The organism is Sphingomonas radiodurans (assembly GCF_020866845.1).
Classification (GTDB): domain Bacteria; phylum Pseudomonadota; class Alphaproteobacteria; order Sphingomonadales; family Sphingomonadaceae; genus Sphingomonas; species Sphingomonas radiodurans.
This window is the reverse complement of the sequence record NZ_CP086594.1, coordinates 2234121-2253411: the sequence shown is the minus strand read 5'-3', so window position 1 is coordinate 2253411 and position 19291 is coordinate 2234121. Positions and strand designations below refer to the sequence as shown.

Sequence of the window (19291 nt, the reverse complement as noted above, 5' to 3'; positions counted from 1 at the left end):
CGGTCGCAGTGGGTCGGTACAAAGCCGGAATTTAGCTTTGACTTATTTAGATTGAAGGAAGCGCTGTAGCCGCCATTTCGAGGCTTTAAACAAGAAGATTAATGTCCAGTCGATAAGCTACGAATAGACCAATAGTGCGATCGCGATAAAAGCGAACACAATATTAAAGAAGATTGATATTGCCCGCCACGTCGAAGTATACTGAAAATGGTCTTTCAGCATGCCGGCGAACCCAAGGTACATAGCGCGCCCAGTCACATCACAGACCATGAGTATAATACAGAACAGCATCATGTAAAGGAATGGACTAGTCGATGAAATAATGTACGGAACCAGCACGGAGTGAAACGACCAAATAACAGGATTAAATACGTTGATTAATATGCCCCATTTAAAACCGCTTCGAAAGCTCCCTTTCGCGATACCTGATTCTTTAATTAATTCTTGGTGCTTTATCTGAGCATATATAGCCCTCAGCGCATAAAGCAGTAAGAACACTGCTGCTATGGTCCTCGCCAGCGAAATTATTGGAAGCTGACCGAAATTAAAATAGATTACGGTAAGAAGTATTAGCACCCCTAAATCAACAATTTGATTGCCTAGACTAAACCCTAACGTGGCCGGCCAACCTCGAGTTACCAGCTGAGAAATAGCTGCAAGTGCTCCAGGCCCAGGTTTGGCGGAATACACCAGCATGGCCAATATCAAAGTGAATAGAAGGCCATTGTTCATGCCGAATCCAGCTAGTCTCCAAGTTTCTTTATGTATTCAGTATGTGCCAACACGCCTTCTCAGCCACCATACATACGCTCGCACCCGTATTGGTGTTGGGAAGAACGGGAAAAACTGAAGCATCCACAACACGCAACCCCGTCACGCCGTGCACCATCAAAGTCCCGTCAACTACACTGGACCCGGCCAAACCCATAACACACGTCCCGGAATAGTGAAAAGAGCTCGTTGATTTGGCTCGAAGGTGACTAACTAATTCCTGCTCACCGACTGGTTCAAATGGAATTCCAGCTGTCTTATCAACATCAACCATGCGATTGATGACTGATCTCAAGACGCGAATACCACGCACCATGGCGGCGACATCATCGTCGTGACTGAGATAGGATGGATTCGCAACGAGATCGTTCTTCCGAAATTCGAGGCTACCCCTACTCTTGGGACGAACAAGGCCAACACTAATCTGGAAACCTGGGGTTCCGTAGTCAGGGGCCCAGTCATCCCGGAGCAACCATCGATAAAAGTGATACTGGATCAATCCTAACTCGGCGTTCTCTCCTCCCAAGAAGGCGCCGACCCGTACTGGCGCATTGATCATCTTTCCTCTTCGAAGCAGCCGCCAACCCCATCTTGCTGCTGCCATCGAAAAGTTGAGACTCTTCGACCTTACGGTCTTAACGGGAATGTGAAATTCGACATGGTCTTGTAGATTTTTGCCAACTGTCGGCAGATGAAGATTGCAGTCTATTCCCGCCAATTGAAGCGCGGCACCATCGCCAATTCCCGAGTTAAATAACAATTGAGGAGAACCCAACGCTCCAGCACAGACAATCACATCTCGACGGCATCCGATTTCAATCTCATCACCGTTATCCCGCGAAAGCGCAATTCCACGGGCACGCTTTCCGTCCAGTAGGATTCGCGTTGCTACGCTCCCGGTAAATGTAGTTAGCAAATTAGAATGCATGATCGCTTGAAGGAAAGTTTCGTAAGTGTCCTGTCGAACACCTTTATAGATCGACACATCAAACGCGCCGGCGCCTAATAGCCCGTAGGTGTTGAAATCCGAGTTTTCTCCTAGGCCGACGAGTCCGCAACAGTTAATAAAGTCTCGTTCGCATGACTCTAAATTGGCGCTCTGTGTTAGATGTAGGGGACCGTCTCGCCCACGACACTCTGAAGCCCCGTGAGCAGCCCGTTCATATTTCCGAAAAAAGGGAAGGCAGGCCTGGTAGGACCAATCGGTATTGACACCCGGCATGTTCCAACGGTCATAAATGTCGGGACTACCGCGCGTATGGATCATCGCATTAATCGCGGCGGATCCGCCCAAGCCAATTCCGTGATGGAGGTCAACCGCGCGACCGGCTAAGTGCACTTGTCTTGCGCTTGATAGAGATTTGTACCTAGTGTGGGGGCGCGCCAAACCTGACCTAAGGCCAAGCGGCATCCGGATTGTTTCGGATCTCTCAGCCGGTCCTTGTTCTACGAGTACGACCGTATGACCAGCTTCGACTAGGCGCATTGCTACAATGCAGCCAGCTGTTCCTCCACCGACAACAACATAATCAGCCTTAATCACTGGTGTACTAATTTACAGAGAGAGACGTATTATCGCCTCGATCAATAAAATTAACAAAAAATGTGATTAGTATCGGTAGCACGAGATATCCTAATACGCTTTGATATAAGAAAATTGCCGATATCGCCGGGCCCGCGCTGTATTTATAGTGGCTTATACCAATGAAAGAGCAAACAGAAAATTCAATCGCGTCATTAGAGTTGGGAATCACCAGACTCCGTCCAACGTAGACGCCGGTGGTACGGTACACTAAAGCGAAAACCAGATTAAGACAAACAAGAAGCATTATGGCAGTAACGCTTTCTGCAATTTTTTCAATCCTATTTGATGACTGATATGTAATCACAATCCAAAAAAGGACCAAATACAGCATAGCAGAAACTAAAACCATGAAGTTTCTTACTGATTCTATCAGAATAGTTCCGCCATCTCCGATTTGAATGGTATTCACGAACAGTATTGATGCAAACAATATACAGCATAATAGAGATACGCCGACAGATAATAGGTATACCGATCGCATCGCGTTTCCAATCAGTACATTCTGGGCTTGAATTACTTGATCTTTTTAACTGCAAAAACCTGGTGCTGCATGTACGGCTCGGTAAGTGGCATCGAAAAGAAGCTCCGCGTCTGAAAGATAATCATCCATCGACCTTCATTCAGTAAGGATTCCATCTCTTCTAAATAACTCCGTCCAAGGTTGCCATCGACACGGATCGAGAAAACTATCACCCCATCGACGCGAACAACTCGTGTAAGTTCACGCATCGAAGACGACGGAGCGTGTCCGGGAGTAAAGCAGCCATTACAAATACAGGCATCGAAACTTTGATCATCAAAGTCCATTCTTTCGATCGCAATATGATGTAGCGACCTATAGATATCTTTTCCGGCTGCAATATTCAACATTGAGGTGGAGAGGTCGACGCCTGTCAAATTGCGGTATCCTGCCAAAGCAAGGGCCTCTCCCTGCAAACCGGTCCCGCAAGCGGCATCAATCACCGCAATGTTCGGATCTGGTGCGACTCGCGAGAACAGTGCGGCGCTTATCCAAGGCAAGCGAAGCCCGCTGTCGAACATCTCCCGTTCGTAATCAGAGGCCCAGCTATCATAATAGGATTCAAGCGCTTCGACCGAAGCAGCCTTATAAACGCTATTCAAAAGTCGGCTCATCTCGGTCACGCTCCATTCTCACAAGGGTCAGTCTTGATCCGGACAAGCACTTGGGGTCGGCATCAAGTGAAGGGCAGGCAATCGCAGCGGTTTGAAGCTCGTGTCTCTTTCCGGCAGTCCATCGGAGTGGTTGATGTATCAGGTGGCTTAGGGTGACGCCATCTTGAGGTGCACCTTAATGCTGTAAACCGACAGAGCGAAACCGAGTACGAGGGGCGAGCCTGCGGCCGGAGTGAGTTGCGCGAGGCAAAGCAAGCTCAGCCGTTTCGCTTTTCGCCAGCGCCACAGATTACCGATCGCAGTTGGCCGCGCTGACACAAGGCTCAGTCCATCATTCCGGTAGAGCTGGTAGAGCTGGTAGACGCACTTGTGGTTCACGGCTCAGCCTTCCACGTGCAGCAGGATTCAGACCGCGAAATAGCCGTAGCGTGTCCGCGTTCCGCTATATCACGGATGTGCATAACCCACGGCGTTTGATCCGGCCGGTGAGAGACGTAGCGTATCGATGGCCGTTCGACGCCCAGCTCCGAACAACTGTGCCGCTCGCTTATTCGGCTCTCCCGCGGTGCACCCTGAACAGCACACATTTCACTATCCGCGCGTGATCGATGCGAGGGTCGCAGCGCTGATTGGTCCGCCGGACGTTCCTACTGAAAGCGTCCCAGCGAGGACCCACGTGGTTCCCCAAGCCAAAGCCCCTTAGCCTCAGCCGCCGCCGTTTCCCTTGCGGAAGTGCCATAAAGAAGGTGGTGCCGCTTACAGGACTCGAACCTGTGACCCCCGCATTACGAATGCGATGCTCTACCAGCTGAGCTAAAGCGGCGTACGCGCCCGAAGGGCCCGTCGAGGCGCAGCGCCTAGCAGCGGGGCTTTCGTCGCGCAAGCGGGCGCGCGGCTTTACGTCGCCTTTACCAAAACGATTGCAAGAGGAGCGCAGGGGCACAGCGTCCGAAGGACTGTAGGCATGGATATCCGCGGCTTCGATCGCGCGCACGACGACGGCGGCAACGATCCCACCGATGGCGGGGTCGGTGAAGCGACGATCGAGATCGGCACCGACGAGCGGCGCATGCACGTGCGCGCCTACAATTACTGGGTGTCGCTGCTGAAGGGGCAGGATTTCCCGGCGGTGGAGCATCTCGATCCCGCCGGGAACGCCGATTTCGGCGCACATAGCGTGCTGCTGGATTTCACCGGGGGCATTGAAGATCCCGCGATCCGCTTCCTCGGCCGCGCGCTGCGCGAGGAATGCGCACTCGATCAGACGATCACGCGACTGTCCGAAGTGCCCGCACGCTCGCTGCTGTCGCGGCTGACCGATCACACCTTGCAGATCATCGCGAATCGCGCACCGATCGGGTTCGAGGCCGAGTTCGTCGGCACGCGCGGCCACGCCATGATGTATCGCGGGATTCTGATGCCCTTCTCGTCGAACGGTATCACGATCGATCACATCTATGGCGTGATCAACTGGAAGGAAGTCGTCGGCGTCGACCAACAGGCGCAGCTCGTCGCCGAGCTTGCCGCGGCGGTGCGCAGCGCGCCGAAGGTCGCGGCGCCAGCGACGGTGTGGGCCGACGGGCCGAGCGCCGCGAACGATCAGGGCGTGAGCGAAGGCGCGCTTGCCGATCGCTTGGCGTTCGCGCGCGGGACTGCGGCTGCGTCCGATGCGGCCGAACGGCGCAGTCGCGCTGCGTTATACCGTGCGCTCGGCGAGGCGCATGACCTCGCGATCGTCGCCGCCGCTGATCGGCCAGCCCTCGATGCGTTGCTGGCCGACGCCGGGATCGCGCTCACGCGCGGCGGATCGATGATGGCGCCGCTGGTGCGGCTCGTCTTCGGCCCGGAAAGCGACAAGGACAAGGTGACGGAACTCGCCGCCGTCCTCGCAGCCGGCGCGGCAGCCGGAGTGCCGTCGGGCGGTCTGCCGAGCTTCCTGGAAACGCATCCGGGCGGCATCAAGGCCGTCGTGGCCGCAGCCCGCGCGGCGCGACGCAAGCCATCGACGGCGATCGGCTGAAACGCGCGGATCGTCGCAATAGATACTAGCATGACGTACAAGGGTTGAGCCGCGCGCCGCGCCGGCGCATAGGCTCTGCCATGTCGAAAGCATCGATGAAAGCGCTCACGCAAGCGCTGGCCGAGCGGCTCACCAAGGGGGCGCTACCCGGCGAACTGGACGGCTTCGGCCCGGCGGAGCAGGCCGAGGCCGCGGCTTTCCTTGCCGCCACCGCCGAACGGCGCGCGCCCGGCACCATTGCGATTGCGCTCGAAGCGCTGCCTGGTGACGGCGTCACGCGGCGAATGCGGCTGGCGATCGTCAACGACGACATGCCATTCCTGGTCGATTCGATCGCCGGCGCAATCGGCGCACACGATATCGCGATCGATCGCATCATCCACCCCGTCGTGTCCGTCACGCGTGATGCGGAAGGCGTGCTGCAGGGCGTCGGTGACGCCGGCATGCGCGAATCGATGATCTATATCGAGACCGAGCGTGCCGACGCGCGCGAACGGCGCGAATTGGTCGAAGATCTCACTGCGGACCTCGCTGACGTGCGCGTCGCCGTCGCGGACTGGCGGCGGATGCAGGCGACGCTCGCCGCAGACGCCGGCATGATCGAGGATACCGGCGGAGACGTCGAGGGCGCCTCGCTGATGCGCTGGTTCCTCGATCGCCATTTCACCCTGCTCGGGCACGAGCGCTGGATGGCGAGTGGCCAGGTCGAGGGCGAACCGCTTGGCCTTTCGCGAAACGCGCACGAGCCGCCGCTGCTTGCCGATCGCTCGCGCCGGCTGGCGCTCGATTATTTCGCCGGCGGCAAGCCAGCGCCACTGCTGCTGAAGTCGAGCCTTATCTCGCCGGTCCATCGCCGCGTGCCGATCGACCTGGTCGTCGTGCCGATCCGGCAGGGCGCGACGATCGTCGGCCTGTCGATCCACGCCGGCCTGTGGACGTCCGCCGCGCTTAAGGCGCCGCCGCGTAGCGTGCCCGTGCTGCGCCAGCGGCTTGCCGACATGGAAACGAAGCTCGGCTTCGATCCGGCCGGTCACGCCGGCAAGGCGCTGACGCATGCGATGGCCGCGCTGCCCCACGACCTGGTCACCGCGGTAGACGCCGATGGCGTCGAAACGCTCGCGCTCACCGCGATGAGCCTGGCCGATCGCCCGCGGCCAAAGCTTGTGCTGATGCGCTCGGCGCTCGGCCGGCATCTGTTCGCCTTCGCCTGGTTGCCGCGCGACGATCTGACGACCGCGCGCCGCATCGCGATCGGCGAGATGCTGGCCAAGGCGGCGAACGGCGCGATCCTCAACTGGTCGATCGCGCTGGAGGACGGCAACGTCGCGATGATCCGCTTCACGATCGATCTGCGCCAGTCCGGCGTGATGCCCGACGCGGCCTTGCTCGACGCGCGGCTGGAAAAGATGGTGCGCGGCTGGGATCGCGATGTCGAAGCGGCGCTGGCCGAGCGCATCGCGCCGGCACGCGCGGCCCGCCTCACGCTGCGCTGGGCCGACGCCTTCCCGCCGAACTATCGCAATGTCAGCACGCCCGAGGAGGCTGCCGACGACATCCTGAGCATCGCCGATCTGAGCGATCCTGATGATCGCGCGGTACGCATCTACCCGCCGGTCGCCGGCGAGGACCAACGACTCAAGATTTACAAGTCGCACGGCGCCTTGGCGCTGTCCGAAGCGGTGCCGGTGCTCGAGAATTTCGGCTATCGCGTGATCGGCGAACTGCCCACGCGGCTGCGCGAGGATAGCGACAGCTTCGTCCACGATTTCATCGTCCGCCTGCCCAGCGATGTCGCCGAACTCGATCGCGCGATGCTCGAAGGCGCCATCGCTGCCGTGCTGAAGGGCGAGGCGGAAAACGATGCGTTCAATCGGCTGATGACCGCCGCCGGGCTCACCCCCTCGGCGGTTCTGCTCTATCGTGCCTGGTTCCGCTACCTGCGCCAGACGGGGCTGAGCTATGGCCTGGCGACCGTCGTGGATGCGCTGGAACGGGCGCCGGTGCTCGCCAAGGCGCTGATCGACCGTTTCACGCTGGCGCACGATCCGCAAGCGTCGGGTGATCTGACGGCGGTGGATGCAACCATCGCCGAAGGTCTGGATGCGATTGCGGCGATCGACGACGATCGTATCCTGCGCGCGTTCAAGGCGGTGATCTCCGCCACCTTGCGTACCAACGCCTTCGCCCCGGCCGGCGCTGAGGCGCTCGCCTTCAAGCTCGACAGCAGCCAGGTTCCCGATCTGCCCGCGCCGCTGCCGTGGCGCGAGATCTGGGTCTATTCGCCGCGCGTCGAGGGCATCCATCTCCGCGCCGGCCCGGTCGCGCGCGGCGGCCTGCGCTGGTCCGACCGGCGTGACGATTTCCGCACCGAGATCCTTGGGCTGATGAAGGCGCAGCGCGTCAAGAACGCGGTCATCGTACCGACCGGCGCAAAGGGCGGCTTCTATCCCAAGCAGCTGCCAAATCCCGCCACCGATCGCGACGCCTGGCTGGCCGAGGGGACCGAAAGCTACCGCATCTTCATCCGCACCTTGCTGTCGATCACCGACAATATCGTCGGCGGCAAGGTGGTGCATCCCGAAGGCGTGCGCGTCCACGACGGCGAGGATCCCTATTTCGTCGTCGCCGCCGACAAGGGCACCGCGACCTTCAGCGACATCGCCAACGCCATCGCGCTCGAACGCGGCTTCTGGCTGGGCGATGCCTTCGCCAGCGGCGGCAGCCAGGGCTATGACCACAAGGCGATGGGCATCACCGCCAAGGGCGCATGGGTCTCGGTGCAGCGCCACTTCGCCGAACGCGGCGTCGATGTGCAGAAGGACGTCATCCGCGTCGTCGGCTGCGGCGACATGTCGGGCGACGTGTTCGGCAACGGCATGCTGCTCTCACAGACGCTCAAGATCGTCGCGGCGTTCGATCACCGCCACATCTTCCTCGATCCCGATCCCGACCCCTCGGCCAGCTGGGTCGAGCGCGCGCGCATGTTCACGCTGCCGCGGTCGAGCTGGGCGGATTACGACAAGAGCCTGATTTCCGCCGGCGGCGGCGTGTTCCCGCGCAGCGCCAAGACGATTCCGCTATCGGCGCAGGTCAAGGCGGCGCTCGGCATTGCGGTCGACGAACTGGAGCCGGGCACGCTGATTTCGGCGATCGTGAAGGCGCCGGTCGATCTGATCTGGTTCGGCGGCATCGGCACCTATGTGAAGGCCGCGTCCGAGAACAATGCCGCGGTCGGCGATCCCGCCAACGATCGCTTGCGCGTCGATGCCGAGGATCTGCGCGCCACCGCGATCGGCGAGGGCGCGAACCTTGGCGTCACACAGGCGGGGCGCATCGCCTTCTCGCTCAATGGCGGGCGGATCAACACCGACTTCATCGACAATTCGGCCGGCGTCGATTGTTCGGACAATGAAGTGAACATCAAGATCGCGCTCAATCGCGAGATGGCGGAAGGGCGGCTCTCGTTCGAGGATCGCAACACGCTGCTGGGCGCGATGACCGATGATGTCGCGCATCTCGTGCTGGAGGATAATCGCCTCCAGACACTCGCGCTGTCGATCGCCGAGCGCGCCGGCGCGCGCGGCGTGCCGAGCTACGTGCGCGCGATCGAGATCTTCGAATCGACCGGCCGGCTCGATCGCCAGGTCGAGGGGCTCGCGCCGAACGAGGATCTGCTGCGCCGCTCTGGCGAAGGCCACGGGCTGACCCGGCCGGAACTTGCCGTGCTGCTGGCTACCGCCAAGCTCGCGCTGCAGGATGCGGTCGAGAACGCCGGGCTCGGCAAAGATGCGTTGCTCGAACCCGACCTGTTCGCCGCCTTCCCGGCTGCGATGCGCGAGACCTATGCCAAGGCGATCGCCAGGCACCAGCTGCGCGGCGAGATCGTCGCGACCAAGCTCGCCAACCGCATCGTCAACCGCATCGGCATCCTGGTGCCGTTCGAGCTGGCCGAGGAAGAGGGCGCGGCACTCGGCGATGTCGCGGCGATGTTCGTAGTGGTCGAGAAATTGTTCGCGCTCGAAGATCTGTGGCGCGACATCGAGACGACCACCATGTCCGAAGCCGGCCGGCTCGCGCTGTTCGGCGGCGTTGCACGCGCGGTCCGCTCGCAAGTCGCCGATCTGCTGCGCGTCATCACCCCGGGCAGCCTGCCCAGCGCGGTGCTCGATCGCATCGGCAAGGGCGTCGCCAGGCTCGAAACGCACGCGACTGACTTGCTGCTCGAAGAAGCGCGTGCCGAAAGCGCGCGGATCGCCGCCGCGCTCGCGCGCGCCGGGGCGCCCGATGCGCTGGCTGCGCGTGTCGTGCGGCTACACGAAATGGATGGTGCGATCGGCCTCGTCGATCTCAGCACCAAATCGAAGACTGACGAAACCAAGCTGACCCGCGCCTATACGCGGCTCGGCGCAGCCTTGGGTCTGGATTGGGCGCAGGCGTCGGCGGCGCGTCTCGCCGCGTCCGATCCGTGGGAGCGACTGCTCGTCTCCGGGCTGGTGCGCGATTTCGAGCAGATGCGGCTCGATTTCCTGGCGCGCGACAAGAAGCACGATCCCGACGCCGCGGTCGAGGCGTGGCTGCGCGACAACCCCGCCCGCGTCGCGCAATTCAGCGCCGTCGTCGCCCGCGCCCGCCAATCCGCCGCCCCAAGCGCCGCGATGCTGGCGCAAGTGGCCAGCCAGGCGCGCATGCTGCTGGGGCGGTAAGTTCTTCTAAGCCCCTCCCCTTCAGGGGAAGGGTTGGGGTGGGGCCCGTCCGCAAACGCTTCGCATCAAGAGGGCCGCGAAAGCCGATCCCTAGCCTCCATGAGGCGTTCGGTGGAGGCCTAATCCTCGTCCGGCCCAAGCGCAGGATCGATATCGCGCGGCCGAATGAACCGCGTCAGCATTCCCGTCTCAGGCGCCACATCGGTCCAGTCGTCCACCGCGAACGTCAGTTCTGCCACCGTCGCGGTCGGATACTTGTCCTCCGCCGCCTTGATCAGTGCCGGCTCGCCGCCCTCCATCAGCAGCAGCACGAAATCCTCCAGCCCCGGATTGTGCCCGATCACCAGCAGCGTGTCGGCATCCGCAGGCGTCTCGCGCACCACGTCCAGCAGCGTCGCCGCCGAGGCAAGATAAAGCCGCTTGTCCCACGCCGGCTCGATCTCGGCGCCAAAGCCTCCCGCGAGATCCGCGAGCGTCTCCACCACGCGTTGCGCCGGCGAGGCGACGACGTGATCGAACGTCGCGTCGAGGCTCTTCAGATGCTCGCCCATCGCCTTCGCAGCCTTGCGGCCCTTGGCATTCAGCGGCCGGTCGAAATCGCGCGCGACGCCTTCGTCCCAACCCGATTTGGCGTGGCGCAGCAGCGTCAACGTCTTCACGCCTGATCTCCGTTAGGATGCGGGAGCCGTCTCATGCCCCAAGGCGGCGCGCGAGGAAAGCCGCGATGCGACTCGCGCGATCGCTTCGTCGAGCGTCACCCGCGCGATCGGCACGCCGGGCGGAAACGCATCGAGCAGTCGCGAGGGCGTCGCGGCCGACAGCAGCACGAACACGCCGCGGTCGTCGGCCGAGCGGATCAGCCGCCCGAACGCCTGCGCCATTCGCGCCCGCACGATCCGATCATCATACGCACTCCCCCCGCCCGCCAGCCGCCGCGCGGCGTGCAGCACGGTCGGCTTGGGCCACGGCACGCCCTCCATCACGACCAGCCGCAGCGAATGACCGGGCACGTCGACTCCATCACGCAGCGCATCCGTCCCAAGCAACGACGCGTGCCGATCGTCGCGAAAGATATCGACGAGCGTGCCCGTGTCGATCGGATCGACATGCTGCGCCAGCAACGGCAACCCGGCGCGCGCCAGCCGGTCGGCGATTCGCGCATGAACGCCGCGCAGCCGCCGAATCGCGGTGAACAGCCCCAGCGTGCCGCCACCCGCCGCTTCGATCAGCCGCGCATAGGCGTTGCTCAGCGCCGGCACGTCGCCGCGCTTCACGTCGGTCACGACCAGCACCTCGGCACGAGCGGCGTAATCGAACGGGCTCTCCGCCTGAAACCGCGCCGCGGGGCGCAGCAGATGCGTCGCCCCGACGCGCGCCTCCGCCGTCTCCCAATCGCCACCCGCCGTCAGCGTCGCGGAGGTGACGAGCGCGCCATGCGCCGGCTTCAGCACGATCTCGGCAAATGGCCGCGTCGGATCAAGCCAATGCCGGTGCAGCCCGATGTCGAACTCGCGGCCCTCGATTCGATCGACCGCGAGCCAGTCGACGAAGTCCGGGCTCGCCGGGCCGCCCACCCGCGCGATCAGCGACAGCCAGGCCGCGACCGTCTCTGCACGCCACCCCAGCGAGGCGATCGCCCCCTCGACCCGCGCCCGCGCCGCCGCATCGAGCCAGTCGGGCGCATCGCTCAGCACCGCCTCGAGCCTTTTGCCGAGCACCACCAGCGGCCGATACAGCGCATCGAGCGCCTGCGCCGCCGGCGCCGCCGCCTCAATCAGCTCGGGCGACGGTTCGGCAAGCTCAGTCTCCAGCCCATAGCCCGCATCCTCCGCCCCTTCGGCGCGAGCGTAGGTAAGCCCCCGCACGCTCGCCAGCAGCGACTCGATCGGGCCGAACGGCTGCCCCTCGGCAACACGCTGCAACCAACCGTCCGCCGCCAGCCCCTGCGCCGCGCGCACCGCATCCGCAATCGCCAGCCCACCCGCCTCGTCGTAGCTCGCGACGTCCGACAGCCGCGCCGCCAGCCCCCGCCGCCGCCCCCGGCTGCCGCCTTCCGGCCCCACGATCCAGCGCCGCAGCTCGATCGTTTCCTGCCCGCTCAGTACCGTCGCGAACATCGAATCGGCCGCATCGAACAAATGATGCCCCTCGTCGAACACGTAGCGCGTCGGCCGGGTCGATTGCTCGCGCCCGCGCGCCGCATTCACCATCACCAGCGCATGGTTGGCGATCACGATGTCCGCCTCGGCCGAGGCGCGCGCGGCACGCTCGATGAAGCATTTCCGGTAATGCGGGCACCCAGCATAGACGCATTCGCCGCGCCGATCGGTCAGCGCGGTCGATCCGTTGCGCCGGAACAATGTCGTCAGCCAGCCCGGCAGATCACCGCCGACCATGTCTCCATCGATGCTGAACGCCGCCCAGCGTGCGACGAGGTGCGCCAGCACCGCCGCACGCCCCGCGAACCCGCCCTGCAGCGCATCCTCCAGGTTGAGCAGGCACAGATAATTCTCCCGCCCCTTGCGCGTGACGACCTTTACTCGCCGCACCGCATCGTCGGGATACACGCGCCGCGTTTCGTGCCCGAGCTGCCGCTGCAGCGCCTTGGTATAGGTCGATACCCACACCGCCCCGCCCGCCGCGCCCGCCCACAGGCTCGCCGGCGCCAGATAACCCAGCGTCTTGCCGATCCCCGTCCCCGCCTCCGCCAGCACCAGGTTCGGCGATTCGCGCGTCGTCCGCGGCGCGAAGGCATCCGCGGCGGCGGCGGCATAGGCGCGCTGCCCCGGCCGCGTCTCCGCCCCCTGCCCCACCAGCGTCGCAAGCGTCGCCTGAGTCGCCGCCTGATCGATCGTCACGGTGCGCGGCGCCGGGCGCGGCGCGGCCTCGTCCCATTCGGGCAGCTTCGAGAACAGCCAGCGTTCGTTCTGCGCCGGCTTCCTGATCCGCTCGACAAGCAGCGGCGCCCACGACCAGCGCAGCCGGAACAGCGACTGCGCCGCCGTCCACCCGCCCTCGCGCTCGGCCCACTCGCCCGCCGGGATCGCCAGCAGCCGCTCGGCCGCCGCGTGCAGAAACGGCGCCACCGCGGCATCGTCCGCGGGCAAGTCGAGCCCAGTCACCGTCGCGAGCCCCTTGGGCGTCGGCACCATGAACCGCGCCGGCCGCAGGAACGCGAACAGTTCGAGCAGGTCCAGCCCCGACAGATCGGCATAGCCCAGCCGCTGCCCGATCAGCGGTGCATTCATCACGATCATCGGCGTATCAGCCGCCGCACGGATCGCCTCGCCCCGCGACACCTGCCGCACCTCATCGCCACGCGCGATCCAGATACCGGTATGGCTGGCGTGGAGCGCAGGGTACGGAAGCGACGTCACGCTCGGGTCGATAGAACAAAGCGGCAACCGTATCCAGCGTCGCGATGCCCCTTGGGAACCGACAAACCTGAAGCCAAGGCTGGATTCCCCCGCCCCCCTGTGCTTAAGGCCGCATGACTTCTGTTATGGTGAGGCGCGCTCCGGCATGAACATCCACGAATATCAAGCCAAGGAACTGCTCGCAAAGTTCGGTGTGCCAGTGCCCGCCGGCTATGCCGCATTGACCGTCGACGAGGCGGTCGAGGCATCGAAAAAGCTTCCCGGGCCGCTCTATGTTGTCAAGGCGCAGATCCACGCCGGCGGCCGCGGCAAGGGCAAGTTCGTCGAGCTGCCGCCCGAGGCCAAGGGCGGCGTCCGCCTCGCCAAGACCGAGGATGAGGTTCGCCACGCCGCGACCGAGATGCTCGGCAACACGCTGGTGACGATCCAGACCGGCGATGCCGGCAAGCAGGTCAACCGCCTGTACGTCACCGACGGCGTCGACATCGCCAAGGAATTCTACCTCGCGCTGCTCGTCGATCGCGCGACTGGCCGCGTGGCCTTCGTCGTATCGACCGAGGGCGGCATGGACATCGAGACCGTGGCGCACGACACGCCCGAGAAGATCCATAGCTTCTCGGTCGATCCCGCGACCGGCTTCCAGGCGCATCACGGCCGCGCCGTTGCGGGCGCGCTCGGCCTCACCGGCGATCTCGCCAAGCAGGCCGCCTCGACCGCGTCGCAGCTGTACGATGCCTTCATGGGCACCGATGCCGAGCAGATCGAAGTCAATCCGCTCGCCGTTACCGACGATGGCAAGCTGCTGGTGCTCGACGCGAAGGTCGCCTTCGACGGCAACGCGCTGTTCCGCCACAAGGACCTCGTCGAACTACGCGACGAGACCGAGGAAGATCCTGCCGAGCTCGAGGCGTCGAAGTACGACCTCGCCTATATCAAGCTCGATGGCGACATCGGCTGCATGGTCAACGGCGCCGGGCTCGCGATGGCGACGATGGACATCATCAAGCTGAACGGCATGTTCCCCGCCAACTTCCTCGATGTCGGCGGCGGCGCTTCGAAGGAGAAGGTGACCGCGGCGTTCAAGATCATTCTCGCCGATCCGAACGTGAAGGGCATCCTCGTCAACATCTTCGGCGGGATCATGAAATGCGACATCATCGCCGACGGCATCGTCGCCGCGGCGAAGGAAGTGAACCTTTCGGTGCCGCTGGTGGTTCGGTTGGAAGGCACGAACGTCGAGAAGGGCAAGGAAATCCTCGCCACCTCGGGGCTCGCGATCGTTCCGGCCAACGACCTGGGCGATGCTGCCAAGAAGATCGTCGCCGAGGTGCAGAAGGCGGCATAAGAATTCGAACTGCCTCCATCGTCATGCCGGCGTAAGCCGGCATCTCCCCGACATGGAGCGCGACCTAACCGGGAGACCCCAGCGTTTGCCGGGGTGACGATTTGGAGAGCGGAATGAAGGTGCTAGTCCCGGTCAAGCGCGTGCTTGACTATAACGTGAAGCCCCGCGTGAAGGCGGATGGGACGGGGGTCGATCTGGCCAACGTCAAGATGAGCATGAACCCGTTCGACGAGATCGCGGTCGAAGAAGCCATCCGCCTGAAGGAAAAGGGCGTGGTTACCGAGATCATCGCGGTGTCGATCGGCGAACAGAAGGCGCAGGAAACGCTGCGCACCGCGCTCGCGATGGGTGCGGACCGTGCGATCCTCGTCGTCACCGAAGACCGCGTCGAGCCGCTCGGCGTCGCCAAGCTGCTCAAGGCGATCGTCGACGAGGAACAGCCGCAGCTGATCATCCTCGGCAAGCAGGCGATCGACGATGACAACAATCAGACCGGCCAGATGCTCGCCGGCCTGCTTGGCTGGGGCCAGGGCACGTTCGCCTCGAAGGTCGAAGTGTCGGGTGACACGATGACGGTTACGCGCGAAATCGATGGCGGGCTCGAAGTCGACAGTTACAAGCTGCCAGCGATCGTCACCACTGATCTGCGCCTCAACGAGCCGCGCTACGCCTCGCTGCCCAACATCATGAAGGCCAAGTCCAAGCCGATGGCGCAGAAGACCGCCGCCGATTACGGCGTCGATGTCGCGCCGCGCGTCAAGACGCTCAAGGTCGTCGAGCCGGGCAAACGCCAGGCCGGCGTCAAGGTCGCCGACGTCGATGAGTTGGTGACGAAGCTGCACGCGATGGGCATCGCCAAGTAAGCCGGAAGCAACCAAAAGCCCGTTCGTTCAAGGCTTGTCGAAAGGCTCTCGAACGAACGGATGAGAGGGGCAGACGCCCCGAGGAAGGTTCAAGATGAAGACTCTAGTTTGGGTCGAGCATGACGGATCGACCGTCAAGGATGCAACGCTCGCCGCGGTGACCGCCGCGTCGAAACTGGGCGAAGTCCACCTGCTGGTCGCGGGCAAGGGCATCGACGGCGTCGCACAGGCAGCAGCGAAAATCGCCGGCGTCGACAAGGTCCACGTCGCTGACGACGATGCGTTCGCACATGCGCTCGCCGAAAATGTCGCGCCGCTGATCGTCGAGCTGATGGGTCACCACGACGCATTCGTCGCGCCGTCGACCACCTCGGCCAAGAACATCGCACCGCGCGTCGCCGCGCTGCTCGATGTGATGCAGATCTCCGACATCCTGTCGGTCGAGAGCGAAGATACGTTCACGCGCCCGATCTACGCTGGCAATGCGATCGCCACGGTGCAGACGTCGGATGCCAAGAAGGTCATCACCGTCCGCACCACTGCTTTCGAAAAGGCAGCGGCCGAGGGCGGCTCGGGGACGATCGAGGCGGTATCCTCGACCGGCGACAAGGGCCTATCGACCTTCCAGAGCCAGGAAATCGCCAAGAGCGCGCGTCCTGAGCTCGCCAGCGCGAAAATCATCGTCTCGGGCGGCCGTGCGCTGCAGAACGGCGAGAACTTCCGCTCGATCATCGAGCCGCTCGCTGACAAGCTCGGTGCCGGCGTCGGCGCCAGTCGCGCTGCGGTCGATGCGGGCTACGTCCCGAACGACTATCAGGTTGGCCAGACCGGTAAGATCGTCGCCCCCGAAGTCTATGTCGCCGTCGGTATCTCCGGCGCGATCCAGCATCTTGCGGGCATGAAGGACTCGAAGGTCATCATCGCGATCAACAAGGATGAAGACGCCCCGATCTTCCAGGTCGCAGACCTTGGACTCGTCGGCGATCTGTTCAAGGTCGTCCCGGAGCTGACCGAGAAGCTCTGAGCTCCTGGACGACGGCTTCGCCGTAGTGGTTGTTGCAGCGCGACTTGCTCCGCCGCGACGGCGAGTTCGGGTATGAACTTCGACACGGACGGGGCGGCACTCCATGCGGGTGCCGCCCTTTCGATTCTCGAAGGCCTCCGCAACGTCACAACGACTCTGTCGCCTGACCGGGCCGGCATCCGGCTTCACGGCAATCCCGCGCTACGCCGCATACTCGCCACGCCGGCGATCGGCGCGATCGCCAAAAGCTATCTCGGCCCCGCCGCCCGGCCCGTCCGCGCCATCCTGTTCGACAAGACACCGGCGACGAACTGGTCGCTCGGCTGGCATCAGGACCGCACGATCGTCGTTCGCGAACGACATGAAGTGCCCGGTTTTGGTCCATGGAGCCGGAAGGCCGATCTGCAACACGTCGAACCCCCCTTCGCTGTGATCGAGGCGATGCTCACCCTGCGTATCCACCTCGACGACGTGCCCGCCGACAACGCGCCATTGTTGATCGCTCGCGGATCGCACGGTGCCGGGCGGCTGACCGATAACGCGATCGAAGCGCTGGTCAGCCGGTGCGACAAATATACCTGCCTTGCGAGCGCGGGCGACGTCTGGGCGTACCGCACCGCCATCGTTCATGCGTCCGCCGCTGCACAGGGATCGGACCACCGCCGCGTGCTTCAGGTCGATTATGCGGCTAGCGCGTTGCCATCACCCTTGGCTTGGCTCGGGATTTAAAACCCGCCGTTTAGTAGCGCGCGCCGCATTGCGCCGGATCCCGCTGACGTTTATTTCCGCAACTCTTCGAGGAGCCCCCGTCGTGAACATGTCCCTGCCCGCAACGCCCCGCCTTGCCGCCAGGAAAGTTCACGCCCGTGCCAAGTTCGCTCACCACGACCAACCTCAGCTGGTCCACGCCTGACGGCCACGCCGTCCTCACCGACGTTTCGATCAGCTTCTCCGCCGAACGTGTCGGCATCGTCGGCCGTAACGGCGTCGGCAAGAGCACGCTGCTGCGGTTGCTGGCTGGCGATCTTGCGCCGAGCACCGGCAGCATCACGCGGTCCGGCTCGATCGCCCGCCTCCGGCAGCTGACGCATACCGCAGCGGACGAATCGATCGCCGATCTCATGGGTATCCGAACTGTCCTCGCCGCGCTGCACCGGGCGGAGGCGGGTCTGGCCTCCATCGAAGAGCTCACCGACATCGACTGGACGCTCGAAGCACGTGCGGAACAAGCCTTGGCGGCGATGGGTCTGGATGCACCGCTGGACAAACCCCTGGCGCATCTCTCCGGCGGACAGCGGACTCGCGCCGCGTTGGCCGGCGCGATTTTCGCCGCGCCGGATTTCCTCCTGCTCGACGAGCCGACGAACGATCTCGATGCGCAGGGCCGGGCAGCGGTGCTCGATTTGCTGCGCGACTGGCGCACGGGCGCGATCGTTGTCAGCCATGATCGTGCGCTGTTCGAGGAAATGGACGCGATCGTCGAGCTGACGCCGCTTGGCGCACAACGCTACGGCGGCAATTGGAGCGCCTATCGCGCACGCAAGGCGATCGAACTTGCCGCCGCCGAACAGGCTGCCGAGGCGGCCGAGCAACGCATGGCGCGCGTAAAACAGACGGTGCAGCAAACCGTCGAACGTCAGCAGCGCCGCGACGCCGCCGGCACCCGCAAGGCAGTGCGCGGCGACATGCCCAAGGTCCTGCTCGGGATGCGCCGCGATCGCGCAGAAAGAACTCGCGGCGGGAATGCGCGGCTGGCCGAGCGCCAGATCACCGACGCATCGCGCGACGTGGCGCATGCCAAGGCACGGATCGAACGCGTCGATCCGCTCGCGATCACGATCGCCACCACCGGCCTCGCCGCATCCCAGCGCGTACTGGATGTCGCCGCACTGCACTTCGCCTATGCCGATGGCGTCCTGGTACTGGATAACGTGTCGCTAGAAATCATCGGGCCAGAGCGAATCGCGATCACCGGCGCGAATGGCACCGGCAAGTCGACATTGCTCGCGCTGATCGCCGGCACGCTCGCGCCGAAATCGGGCCACATCGCTACCCGCGTGCCGTTCGCGCTCTTCGACCAGCAAGTGAGTCTTATCGATCCATCGCTAACGATCGCGGCGAACTTCGCGCGGCTGAACCCCGGTATGGACAACAACGCCTGCCGCGCTGCGCTCGCGCGGTTCGGCTTCCGCGCCGATGCCGCGAACCAGCGCGTCGATACGCTGAGCGGCGGGCAGCGCCTGCGCGCCGGGCTCGCCTGCGTCCTCGGCGGACCGATCCTGCCGTCGCTGCTGTTGCTCGACGAGCCGACCAACCACCTCGATCTCGAATCGATCGCCGCGGTCGAGGCGGGGCTCAACGCTTATGATGGCGCGTTGCTGGTGGTCAGCCACGATGCGGCGTTCCTCGACGCCATCGGGCTCACCCGCCGCATCGCGCTGCCCTCCCCCGCCGCCTGAAGTCGACGGA

Annotated in this window: 12 protein-coding genes and 1 tRNA gene; 7 read left to right on the top strand and 6 right to left on the bottom strand. The window is 63.4% G+C overall.

The genetic code is table 11. From position 1 onward, the window contains the following. Positions 1 to 117: 117 nt before the first annotated feature. The 4 genes from LLW23_RS10460 to LLW23_RS10445 all read right to left on the bottom strand — a co-directional run bounded on the left by LLW23_RS10460 (position 118) and on the right by LLW23_RS10445 (position 4313). Positions 118 to 732, bottom strand: coding sequence for a LysE family translocator (locus LLW23_RS10460; RefSeq protein ID WP_228945283.1), 615 nt, complete (start codon positions 730 to 732; stop codon positions 118 to 120). Between the two features lie 28 nt (positions 733 to 760). Beyond that, positions 761 to 2257: a GMC family oxidoreductase gene (locus LLW23_RS10455; protein WP_228948542.1), complete on the bottom strand. Its 1497-nt coding sequence runs from the start codon at positions 2255 to 2257 to the stop codon at positions 761 to 763. Positions 2258 to 2869: 612 nt separating this feature from the next. Further along, positions 2870 to 3490 carry a class I SAM-dependent DNA methyltransferase gene (locus LLW23_RS10450; RefSeq protein ID WP_228948541.1) on the bottom strand — a complete coding sequence of 207 codons (621 nt, stop codon included), beginning with the start codon at positions 3488 to 3490 and terminating at the stop codon, positions 2870 to 2872. 747 nt (positions 3491 to 4237) lie between these two features. After that, positions 4238 to 4313, bottom strand: a tRNA-Thr gene (locus LLW23_RS10445). 141 nt (positions 4314 to 4454) lie between these two features. On the opposite strand from LLW23_RS10445, the gene LLW23_RS10440 reads away from it, so the two are divergent. Together LLW23_RS10440 and LLW23_RS10435 are read left to right on the top strand one after the other, a co-directional pair. Further along, positions 4455 to 5510, top strand: a complete 1056-nt coding sequence (locus LLW23_RS10440) for a PAS domain-containing protein (RefSeq protein ID WP_228945281.1) — start codon at positions 4455 to 4457, stop codon at positions 5508 to 5510. A gap of 80 nt (positions 5511 to 5590) precedes the next feature. Beyond that, positions 5591 to 10213 (top strand): NAD-glutamate dehydrogenase, encoded by a 4623-nt coding sequence (locus tag LLW23_RS10435; RefSeq protein WP_228945279.1) that lies wholly within the window; start codon positions 5591 to 5593, stop codon positions 10211 to 10213. A gap of 119 nt (positions 10214 to 10332) precedes the next feature. On the opposite strand, the gene LLW23_RS10430 is transcribed toward LLW23_RS10435, so the two are convergent. Together LLW23_RS10430 and LLW23_RS10425 are read right to left on the bottom strand one after the other, a co-directional pair. Continuing rightward, positions 10333 to 10872 (bottom strand): SixA phosphatase family protein, encoded by a 540-nt coding sequence (locus LLW23_RS10430; RefSeq protein ID WP_228945277.1) that lies wholly within the window; start codon positions 10870 to 10872, stop codon positions 10333 to 10335. 12 nt (positions 10873 to 10884) lie between these two features. Then, positions 10885 to 13590 carry an ATP-dependent DNA helicase gene (locus tag LLW23_RS10425; protein WP_228945275.1) on the bottom strand — a complete coding sequence of 902 codons (2706 nt, stop codon included), beginning with the start codon at positions 13588 to 13590 and terminating at the stop codon, positions 10885 to 10887. A 145-nt stretch (positions 13591 to 13735) separates the two neighbouring features. Here LLW23_RS10425 and sucC point away from each other — a divergent pair, with 145 nt between their 5' ends. From sucC to LLW23_RS10400, 5 genes are all read left to right on the top strand, one after another. Continuing rightward, on the top strand, positions 13736 to 14935 hold the full coding sequence (sucC, locus tag LLW23_RS10420) for an ADP-forming succinate--CoA ligase subunit beta (RefSeq protein WP_228945273.1): 1200 nt from the start codon (positions 13736 to 13738) through the stop codon (positions 14933 to 14935). 113 nt (positions 14936 to 15048) lie between these two features. Then, the gene (locus LLW23_RS10415; RefSeq protein ID WP_228945271.1) at positions 15049 to 15798 is read left to right on the top strand and encodes an electron transfer flavoprotein subunit beta/FixA family protein; all 750 of its coding nucleotides are present in this window, start codon (positions 15049 to 15051) and stop codon (positions 15796 to 15798) included. A gap of 94 nt (positions 15799 to 15892) precedes the next feature. Continuing rightward, positions 15893 to 16822 carry an electron transfer flavoprotein subunit alpha/FixB family protein gene (locus LLW23_RS10410; RefSeq protein ID WP_228945269.1) on the top strand — a complete coding sequence of 310 codons (930 nt, stop codon included), beginning with the start codon at positions 15893 to 15895 and terminating at the stop codon, positions 16820 to 16822. A gap of 72 nt (positions 16823 to 16894) precedes the next feature. Beyond that, complete coding sequence (locus LLW23_RS10405; RefSeq protein ID WP_228945268.1) at positions 16895 to 17551, top strand: phytanoyl-CoA dioxygenase family protein; 657 nt, start codon at positions 16895 to 16897, stop codon at positions 17549 to 17551. Between the two features lie 137 nt (positions 17552 to 17688). Next, positions 17689 to 19281, top strand: a complete 1593-nt coding sequence (locus tag LLW23_RS10400; RefSeq protein ID WP_228945266.1) for an ABC-F family ATP-binding cassette domain-containing protein — start codon at positions 17689 to 17691, stop codon at positions 19279 to 19281. Positions 19282 to 19291 lie beyond the last annotated feature (10 nt).